The organism is Kitasatospora sp. NPDC127060, from assembly GCF_042724935.1.
In the GTDB taxonomy this organism is placed as follows: domain Bacteria; phylum Actinomycetota; class Actinomycetes; order Streptomycetales; family Streptomycetaceae; genus Kitasatospora.
This window is the reverse complement of record NZ_JBHXEG010000006.1, coordinates 160,139-169,546: the sequence shown is the minus strand read 5'-3', so window position 1 is coordinate 169,546 and position 9,408 is coordinate 160,139. Positions and strand designations below refer to the sequence as shown.

The 9,408-nt window shown below is 74.7% G+C and carries 8 protein-coding genes; 4 read left to right on the top strand and 4 right to left on the bottom strand.

The window, feature by feature from the left end; all coding sequences use genetic code 11:
- Window positions 1–129 precede the first annotated feature (129 nt).
- From ACFWIS_RS06225 to ACFWIS_RS06215, 3 genes are all read left to right on the top strand, one after another.
- A complete protein-coding gene (locus ACFWIS_RS06225) occupies window positions 130–1,101 on the top strand; it encodes a TAXI family TRAP transporter solute-binding subunit (RefSeq protein ID WP_380458221.1) in 972 nt (323 codons plus the stop codon).
- Between the two features lie 220 nt (window positions 1,102–1,321).
- Entirely contained in the window at window positions 1,322–2,047 is a 726-nt protein-coding gene (locus ACFWIS_RS06220; protein WP_380458219.1) for a hypothetical protein, read from the top strand.
- A gap of 259 nt (window positions 2,048–2,306) precedes the next feature.
- The gene (locus ACFWIS_RS06215) at window positions 2,307–2,678 is read left to right on the top strand and encodes a fic family toxin-antitoxin system, toxin component (protein ID WP_380458217.1); all 372 of its coding nucleotides are present in this window, start codon (window positions 2,307–2,309) and stop codon (window positions 2,676–2,678) included.
- A 37-nt stretch (window positions 2,679–2,715) separates the two neighbouring features.
- Here the strand turns inward: ACFWIS_RS06215 and ACFWIS_RS06210 are convergent, their stop codons facing one another.
- The 3 genes from ACFWIS_RS06210 to ACFWIS_RS06200 are packed head-to-tail and all read right to left on the bottom strand — an operon-like array spanning window position 2,716 to window position 6,123.
- Window positions 2,716–4,083 carry an ATP-binding protein gene (locus ACFWIS_RS06210; protein ID WP_380458215.1) on the bottom strand — a complete coding sequence of 456 codons (1,368 nt, stop codon included), beginning with the start codon at window positions 4,081–4,083 and terminating at the stop codon, window positions 2,716–2,718.
- Entirely contained in the window at window positions 4,080–4,772 is a 693-nt protein-coding gene (locus ACFWIS_RS06205; protein ID WP_380458213.1) for a response regulator transcription factor, read from the bottom strand. The genes ACFWIS_RS06210 and ACFWIS_RS06205 overlap by 4 nt, the downstream gene beginning before the upstream one ends.
- 25 nt (window positions 4,773–4,797) lie before the next feature.
- Window positions 4,798–6,123: an MFS transporter gene (locus ACFWIS_RS06200; protein WP_380458227.1), complete on the bottom strand. Its 1,326-nt coding sequence runs from the start codon at window positions 6,121–6,123 to the stop codon at window positions 4,798–4,800.
- A gap of 744 nt (window positions 6,124–6,867) precedes the next feature.
- On the opposite strand from ACFWIS_RS06200, the gene ACFWIS_RS06195 reads away from it, so the two are divergent.
- Complete coding sequence (locus tag ACFWIS_RS06195; protein ID WP_380458211.1) at window positions 6,868–8,409, top strand: hypothetical protein; 1,542 nt, start codon at window positions 6,868–6,870, stop codon at window positions 8,407–8,409.
- Between the two features lie 152 nt (window positions 8,410–8,561).
- Here ACFWIS_RS06195 and ACFWIS_RS06190 read toward each other — a convergent pair whose 3' ends face one another.
- Window positions 8,562–9,140, bottom strand: coding sequence for a DUF3291 domain-containing protein (locus ACFWIS_RS06190; protein WP_380458209.1), 579 nt, complete (start codon window positions 9,138–9,140; stop codon window positions 8,562–8,564).
- Between the last annotated feature and the right edge of the window lie 268 nt (window positions 9,141–9,408).

Below are 9,408 nucleotides of genomic sequence, written 5' to 3'. Positions count from 1 at the left end.
AAACGCTTGACTGGGAAACCCCAGCCAAGCGCCTGCATAAACTGCTCGCGGCCTGATCAACCGACCACGTGTTGCAACGACCCCTATAAACCGCCGCCTCCGGGGGCGGGGCGGGCTACCCTTCCCGCCATGACCGCCACCGCCCCGCGCCGCCGTACCCTGCTGGGCGCCGCCCTGGCGGGGGCCCTCACCGTGGGCTGCTCAACCGGTTGCTCCGCCGGAACGGCACCGAGCCGGTCGCTGCGGCTGGCCACCGGGCCCGAGGGCGGGCCGTACAACGCCTTCGGGCGCTCCTTCACCGAGGCCGTCACGGCGGACGGGCACCTCACCCTCACCCCGGTGAGCAGCGCGGCCAGCGTCGACAACCTCCAGCAACTCGCCGACGGCTCGGTGGACCTCGCGCTGACCACAGCCGACGTCGCCGAGGACGCGGTGCTCGGGCACGACACCTTCGACCACCCGCTCGAACTCACCGCGCTGGCCCGGGTGTACGTCAACTACCTGCACCTGCTCGCCCCCGCCGACGGGCCGGTGCGCGAACTCGCCGACCTCGCGGGCCGCCGGGTGGCCACCGGCGCGGTGGGCTCCGGGAACCAGGTCACGGCCGGGCGGCTGCTGCGCCGGGCGGGCCTCACCGGCGACCGAGCGCCGCTGGAGCAACGCTCGCTCGGGCTGGCCGAGTCACTGGCCGCGCTGCGGGCCGGGGAGCTGGACGCGGTGTTCTGGTCCGGCGGTGTGCCGACGCCCGCGGTATCCGCTCTGGCGGGCGAACTGCCGCTGCGGTTCGTGCCCTTGGACGCCGTCGCCGCGCTGCTGCGGGAGCGCTACGGCCCGGTGTACACGGCCGTCACCCTGCCCGCCGGCGCGTACGGCCTGGCCGGCCCGGTCACCACCCTCGGCGTGGGCAACTACCTGACGGCCCGTCCGGGCGTGCCGGAGGACGCCGTCCGCCGACTGCTCGGCGTCCTCTTCGGCCAATGGGCCACCCTGCTGCGGTCGGTGACGGCCGGTGCCCGGCTGGAGCCCCGGTTCGCGATCTCCACCGGGGCCGTCCCGCTGCACCCGGGGGCGGCGGCCTACTACCGGTCGGTGTACGGGTAGCTCCGGGCTGCTCCAGGCACGGTCGATCGGGCGCGGGTGGGTCGGGGCACGGACGGGCGGCATCCGGCGAACCGGCAGGGAGCGTGACGATCCGGTGACACGGAAGGCGTCATTCCGTCGAGTGCCCCGACTAACTTCGATCGTGCACGCCGCTCCGCCGGCCCCGTCCGGGCCGGTCAAGGCGTCGGCCCTCACCCGTACTTCGGCACAGGAGAACCGCATGTCGCTCTCGACGATCCGCCGCACCCGCCGCGCCCGCACCCTCGCCGGCACCATGCTGACCGCCGCGCTGCTGGTCCCGGCCGCCACCGCCTGCAGCAGCTCCTCCGGTTCGACCGCCGCCACCACGCCCACCGCCACTCTCAGCGCCACCGCCGCCACCACGCCCACCACCGCCCCGCCCGCCGCGACCACGCCCGCCCCGGCCGACGGGTCACCGGCCGCTCCCCCGAGCGCGCACGCCAGCAGCACCCCGGCCGGCCGGCCCAGCCCAGCCCGCACCACCCCGCCGGCGAGCGCCGGCAAGGGCGCGCCGCCGGCGGCCGGCCAGACCCTGCCGGACGGCAGCAAGGTGGAGATCCAGAAGCTCGGTGACCTGCACTACGTCGCCAAGCTCGTCCACGACGGCCAGGTCCTCGGCACGGTGGAGGCGAACGGGCACGACGCCGGGGTCGACGCCAACGACATGTTCGTGGTGCTCTCGATGGACGGCACCGTCCACGCCTGGATGGGCGGCGCGCACCAGGGCCCGGGCACCTTCAAGCTCGCGGGCGGTTGGACGGCCAAGGTCACCAAGGTCGGCGAGCTGCACTACCGCGCCGACATCACCGGCAACGAGAACGCGGTGATGGGCACCCTGGAGGCCGACCAGCACGACGACGGGCTGAACGCCAACGGCGTCTACATCGTGCTCGGCACCGGCGGGGAGATCAGCGCCCACGAGTGAGCCCGGCACCCCGACGCACCTTCAAGCACGTTCAAGCACCTTCAAGCACGTTCAGACTCCGCCAAGCACCGTCAAGCACTGCCAAGCACTGCCAAGCACCGTCAGGCGCCGTTTGGTAGCACCCCGTACGCCTCGCTACGCTGCGGGGCATGCGGTTGAACGTCCGGCTGGACGACCGGTTCCAGCTCCCCGAGGCACCCGAACGGCAGGCACCGGCGGCACCCGCCCGCCGGTGGCGCGAACGCCCGCGGGACGCGGCGTGATCCTTCGCATCGACCGGGCCTGGCTGCTGGACATCGCCCACCGCTTCCTGCCCGCCGACCCGGACATCGTCGACTACGGCACCCTCACCGCCGCCGTCGCCCGCCACGTCGACGAGGTCATGGACGTGCCGGTGTACGAGGGCCCGCACCAGCGCGCGGCCGCGCTGATGCACCAGCTGATCCGGGTCCCGGCACTGGAGTCCGGCAACGAGCACTTCGCCGCCGTGGTCGCCGCCGCCTACCTCAGTGCCTCCGGAGTGGTCGTCACCGCCGGGCCGAAGGCCGCCGCCGAACTCGCCGCCCGGATCCGGGACGGCCGCGCCGACGTCCGGGAGACCGCCACCGCCCTCCGCAGCTGGTACCGCTGAGCCCCCGAGCCCCCTGAGCCCGCCGAGCCCGCCCAGCTCACGGCGCGGGCAGCCGGAACTCGACGGTCAGCCCGTGCGGCCGGGTCGGGGCGACGGTCAGCGTGCCGCCGCCGGCCCGGGCGAGCTCGTCCGCGATGGCCAGCCCGAGACCGGTTCCGGGCAGGTTCTGGTGCTCCGGCGAGCGGGCGAACCGCCGCAGCAGTATCGGGAGTTGAGCCTCCGGAACGCCGGGCCCGGTGTCCCGGACCCGCACCACCGCGCCACCGTCCGGGCCGGCCGAGGCGGTCACCCGGACGCGCTCCCCGGGCGGCACGAACTTGCCGGCGTTGTCCAGCAGCGCGTCCAGGATCCGCCCGGCCGCGTCGGGCAGGGTACGGGCACGCAGCCCGGGCGTCACCCGGGCCGTCAACTCCAGCCCGCCCGCCTCGAACACCGGCACCCAGGCGGCCACCCGTTCGGCCACCGCCGCGGACACGTCGTTCTCCTCGACCGGCGCGGCGGCCGCCTCCAGCCGGGCCAGCGCGAGCAGTCCGTCGAGCAGTTCGCCCAGCCGGTCCGCCTCGTCGAGGGCCAGCGCGTGCGCCTGCCGCCCCGGGCCCGGGCCGACGTGCGGCTCGGCGTTCTCCAGTTGCAGCACCAGCGTGGCCAGCGGGTTGCGCAGCTGGTGGGAGGCATCGGCGACGAAGTCCCGCTGACGGCGCAGGGATTCGGCGACGGCCTGCGCCATGCCGTCGAAGTGCCGCCGCAGCCGCCGAAGTTCGGGCGGGCCGGTGTCGGCGGCGACCCTCGGCTCGAAGCGCCCGCCCGCCACGGTGGCCACCGCGCGGTCGAGTTCGTCGACCGGCCGCAGCAGCCAGCGGGCGATCCCGGCGGCGACCAGGGCGGCGGCGCCGAAGGCGGTGACGGCGCCGGCCGCGATCAGCGCCCAGCGGACCAGCACGTCATGGCGCGCGGCGCCGGTGGGGACGGTCAACAGCACGGCGCCGCCGACCCGTTCGTCCTGTCCGACCGGCTCGGCCAACACCACGGTCCCGGGCCCCCAGGGGTGGATGGTGGGCAGCGCCTCGGTGGAGCGGCCGGTGAGGGCGCGCTCCTCGGCCTGCCGCGCGGCCGCGCCGCGCGGGGCGGTCCCGGCCCGGCCGACGGTGTGCCCGGCGGCGTCCACCACCGTCACGGCGGCGCCGTAGAGCTGGGCGTAGCGGCCGAGTTCGGCGTCGAGCTCCCGGTGGTCGGCGTCGGTGCGGATCCGGTCGGCGAGTTCGGCGAAGCGTACGGCGTCGGCCCGTCGCTGCAGCAGCAGGTGTTCGGTGCGGCCGCGGGCGTAGGAGTCGGCCAGCGGCAGGGCGAGCAGCAGCACAGCCGTACCGATGAGCGCGGTGAGCACGGCCAGCAGCCGGCGCCTCACGGGCCGTCCAGGGCGCCGAGCTGGTAGCCGTAGCCGCGGATGGTGCGCACGAGGGCGGCCCGGCCGGTCTTGGCCCGGATGCCGGCCACGTGCACGTCCAGCGAGCGCGAGGAGGCGAGGAAGGCGTCGCCCCAGATCCGGTCGAGGATCTCCTCGCGGGAGCGGACATCGCCGGGCTGGGCGGCGAGCAGGGCGAGCACGTCGAACTCGCGCCGGGTGAGCCGGACGGCCGCGCCGTCGACGGTCACCGTGCGGGCGGCGAGGTCGATCGCGACGTCCCCGGTGCGCACCCGTCGCTCCCCCTCGGCCGGTTCCGCGGAGTCCGAGGAGTCCCGGGAGGAGGTGCGGCGGCGCACGGTGTCGATCCGGGCGATGAGTTCGGCCATCCGGAACGGCTTGACCACGTAGTCGTCGGCGCCGGCCCGCAGGCCCTGGAGGACGTCCCGCTCCTCGCTGCGCGCGGTGACCACGATCAACGGCAGGTCGCACACCGTGCGGAGCTTGCGCAGCAGGTCGAGGCCGTCCAGGTCCGGCAGGCCGAGGTCGAGCAGCACGAACTCGGCCTCCCGGGCATGCCGCAGTGCCTCGGCGGCGCGGACCACCCGGCGCACGGTGTGGCCGCGCCGGGTGAGCGCGGTGGCGAGGGCCTGGGCCATCCGGTCGTCGTCCTCGACCAGCAGCATGTGCACGTAACCCTCCCCAGCGGTGAGGGCACTACCGTACGGTCTCCGCCCCGGCGGGCGCGGCCGGGGCCTCCCCGGAGGTCTCCGGCGCGGTCTCCGCCGGCGCTTCCGCCGGGCTGAGCACGGCGTGCCGGGTGTCCGGCATCAGCACATAGGTCACCAGCGAGACCAGGGCGCAGCCGGAGACGTACCAGAAGAAGCCGGACTCGCGCCCGCTGTTCTTGAACCAGAGCGCGATGTACTCGGCGGTGCCGCCGAACAGCGCGTTGGCGAGGGCGTACGGGAGCGCGACGCCCAGGGCGCGGATCCGGGTCGGGAACAGCTCCGCCTTCACCGCCGCGTTGATCGAGGTGTAGCCGGTGACGATGACCAGCGCGGTGAGCGAGAGCCCGAGCGCCGACCAGTAGCCGCCGGCCGAGCCGAGCGCCGTCATCAGCGGGTAGGTGCCGACGGTGCAGCCGAGCGCGAAGGTGATCAGCAGCGGGCGGCGGCCGATCCGGTCGGAGAGCAGGCCCGCCGCCGGCTGGATCGCGGCGAAGACGGCGAGCGCGGTGAAGCTGACCAGGGTGGCGGTGTTCTTGTTCAGCCCGGCGCTCCCGATCAGGTACTTGGTCAGGTAGGTGGTGTACGTGTAGTACGCGACGGTGCCGCCGAGGGTGAGCGCCATCACCAGCACCGCCTGGCGCCGGTGCTCCCACAGGGTGCGCAGGGTGCCTCGGGCGTCGGCCGCCGCGCGCCCGCCGGCCTCGGCGGTGAACGCCTCGGTCTCCGGCAGCCGGCGGCGCAGCCACAGCACCACCACCGCGAGGACGGCGCCCAGCAGGAACGGCAACCGCCAACCCCAGGAGTGCAGTTGGGCGCTGCTGAGGGTGTGCTGCAGGACGATCAGGATGCCCAGACCGAGGAGCTGGCCGCAGGTCATCGACACGTACTGGAACGAGGAGCCGAGCCCGCGCCGGTTCGGGGCGGACGCCTCGGTCAGATAGGTGGCGCTGGCCGCGTACTCACCGCCGATGCTGAGGCCCTGGAGCAGCCGGGCGAGCAGCAGCACGACGGCGCCGAGGTAGCCGGACTGACCGTACGTCGGGGCGATCGCGATCAGCACGGCGGCCGCGGACATCATGGTGACGGTCAGGGTGAGTGCGCTCTTGCGGCCGTGCCGGTCCGCGGCCCGGCCGAGCAGCCAGCCGCCGACCGGGCGCATCAGGAAACCGACCGCGAAGATGCCGGCGGTGTTCATCAGCTTCGCGGTGGAGTTGCTGCCGGGGAAGAAGTCGTCGGCGAAGTAGACGGCGAAGCTGGCGTAGACGAACCAGTCGTACCACTCCACCAGGTTGCCCAGCGACCCGCCGACCATGGCGAGCCGCCGTCGGGCGCGCTCCTCACCGGGCGGCTGCGACTGGACGGCGACGGCGGCGGACGGGGACATGGCGGCTCCGGGGGGCTGGTACGGCGGGTGGGTGTCCCAGAGCGTGCAGCCGGCCACCGGACGGCGGCAAGGAGCGCCGCACAGAACTTACGTTCCGCTAAGGAAGGCCGGCACCTGACGCGTCGGCCGATCCCCCGCTTCCGGTCCCCGCCGCCACCGCCGCCGAACCGGCGGTCCCCACCCCGCACCGGCTTGAGCGCGGCACCCGGACCCGCTCGGGGGTTCGGGCCGGGGCCGCTGCTCCAGGGTCTCCTCGATGAGCGCCGTCGGCACGCGGAGTCACGCATTCGGGGCGCGGAGAGGGAACCCACCGGTCGCGGGCGATCACCGACGGTCACCGTGCGCTCCCGGGACGCCGACGGGCACCCGACCTGCTGCCCGGCCGCCGTTGCGCACCCACCGTGCCCATGGTGACACTTTCCGTGAGCGAACGGGTTCGACTCCGCTCCGTTCCCACCTGCGATGACCTACCTGGGAGGCCGAGACAACGTGCTGGTACGACGATTTCCGGGAGAAGGCGGAAACGGGGGCCGAGGGCGCCGGCTACCGGGCGCGCTCGCGTCCGCGGGTCTCCTGGTACTGAGTGGCGCCGTGGTGCTGCCGCCGTCCACGGCAGGCGCCACGACTACGGCCACGGCCACGGTCCGCACGGCCGCAGCAGCGGCCGTAGCCGTGGCTGCCGACCCGTGTCCGCCGGCGAACGGTACGACGGTCTGCGACACCCCCGGCTCCTACACCTACACCGTGCCGCCGAACGCACAGCACGTCCGGTTGACCGTCATCGGCGGGGGCGGCGGCGGGGGCGGCGGGGCTCTCGGCGCCGGGGGCGGAGCCGGTGCCGCGATCGTCTGCACCGTCACCGGCCTGGCGCCGGGCACGGTGCTGGCGGTGACCGTGCCCGCCGGCGGCAATGCCGGTGCCCTGGAGGAGAGTTCGCAGGTCCTGAGTCCGGCCGGCGGTGGCCGGGCCGCCGCCGTCACCACCGGCGGCCTGGCCGTCTCCGCGGCCGGCGGTGGAGGCGGCGCCGGCAGCATCGACGGCTTCGACGGCGTCGACGGCGGCGCTGGTGGCGGCACCGGCGGAGGCGCCGGCGGCGTCGCGCCCGACACCGAGGACGGCCCATCGGAGGCGACCGCAGGCCGGCCCGGCACTGCGCCGACCTGCACCGCGTCCGGCAACGGACTGACAGCCGTCACGGGCCCTCCGACCACCAGCACAGCCGGGCGACCCGGCCTGGAGGGCGGCAGCGGCGGGACGATCTCTCCGGACGGCTTCGCACCCCAGTGCCCCGCCGCCGGCCTCGGCGGCCCGGGCGAGCCGGGCAGGCTGGGCGTGCCCGGATTCGATGGCGGCGCGCCGGGATGCGTCCTGATCACTCCCGTCCTGTCCTGCCCTCCCGACGGCTCCACCTCCGTCTGCGCCCCCGGCCTCGCCCAGTACACCGTCCCGGCCCAGACCGGCACGCTGACCGTCACGGCCGTGGGCGCCGCGGGTAGCGGTGGCGGTGGTGGCGGCGGTCAGGGCGCCAGCATGATCTACGGCGACGGCCTCAGCGGCCAGGGCGGCACCGGCGGCGGCGCCGCGGCAGGTCTGACCTGTACGTTCACCGGGCTCCAGGCGGGCGCCGTGCTGGACGTCAGCGTGCCCTTCACCACGCCCGGCGGGCTGCACGGTAGGGGCGGCAACGGCGGCGGCGACTTCACCGCCGGCAATCCCGGCGACGGCGGTACCGGCGGCCAGGCCGCCTCCGTCACCGGACCCGGCGGACTCGCGGTACTCGCTCCCGGCGGTGGCGGCGGAGCCGGCGGCCACGGCTCCGCCAGCCGTCCTCCGGGCGGTGCCGGAACTGCGGGCAGCCCGGCCGGCCAGGGCGGCGGAGCCGGCGGATCAGGCGGCTTCGCCGAGGCCACCGCCGGCAGCCAGGGCACCGACCCGATCTGCGCGGCCACCGCCCCCGGTGTGGACGCCACCCCCACCCTCTACACCGGCACCGCCGGCACCGCAGTGACCGACGGCCAGACCGGCGGGCCCGGCGGGACCATCACCCTGCCCCCCGCCGTCACCAGCGCCTGCCCGGCCGGCGCCGCCACCGGCGACGGCGGAACCGGCGGCCGGGGCGGCGACGGCGGCCGGAGAGCACAACCCGACGGGCAGAACGGCACCGACGGGACCACCGGCGGCGGCGGCTGCGTCCTCATCGTCGCCACCCCGTGACCGGAGGCCGCCGCTTGCGGCGGACTGCCGAGTCCAAGGACGACGAGGACGACGAGGACGAGGACGAGGACGAACAGGCACCGCCGAGAAGCCGGCATCTGTTCACGGGGTGGGTGCCACCGCCGCGGTCGGTGGCACCCGGAACGCGCCTCTCACCGCGGAGAGCGGTTGTCAGTGAGTTGGCCGCTCTTCGGCCCGATGCCCTTGCTCCTGGCCGGAGTTCCGTCCGGGGCGAACGACTGGTGGAAGGTGAAGGCGTGCGGCGCGGAGGAGCCGTGGTCATGGAGGTGTTCCAGCGTCGAAACCCCGTCCTGCCAGGTGGGTATCACGCCGTCGGAGACCCACCAGAGCACGTGATTCGGGTGTGCTGTCCGCTCGAACCAGTCGTAGCGCCTGTTCAGCGCCTCACGGTGCAGGCCGGTGTAGATGGCGTCGAAGGCGGAGTGCAGGTCGGTCCAGAGTGAGAGGGTCGCGGCCAGGGCGACGGTTTCCGGCGTACGGCCCTTGTCGTACCAGGCCGGTACGGTGAACTCTCCCCAGGTGCCCCAGTCCAGGTCGAAGTGGGTGCCCCGGGCGCGGTCCACCGCTTCGGCGTGGGCGAGGTATCCGGGGTGCCGGCTGATCGTCGGGTAGATGGCCTCGCCGCTGTCGTGGAGTTCACGCGTGAGGGGTGCGGGATCGGCGAGAGGCGACTTCAGGACGCCGAAGGTGTACAGCGCGAGTCGGGGCATGCGTGTCTCCCTGATCAGAGTGTCGCGGGTGGCTCGGCCTGAGGGAACTCCGGTTCGACCGTGGCCGATCGCCGAAGACCAGGTGAAGGTAGTCGCCTCGGCGGGCGTTGTCGAAGTTGCGTTTTCGCTGTCCAAGTGGCTTCTCGTACCGGTCGTTTCGCGATCCTGCCGCCGCAGCCGGGGGCGCGGAAGCCGACGGCGGCCCCCGCTCGGCGCGCCGGTACCGGTGCGCGCCGGCGGAGTGCCGCGCGCGCGGGCTGTACGGCAC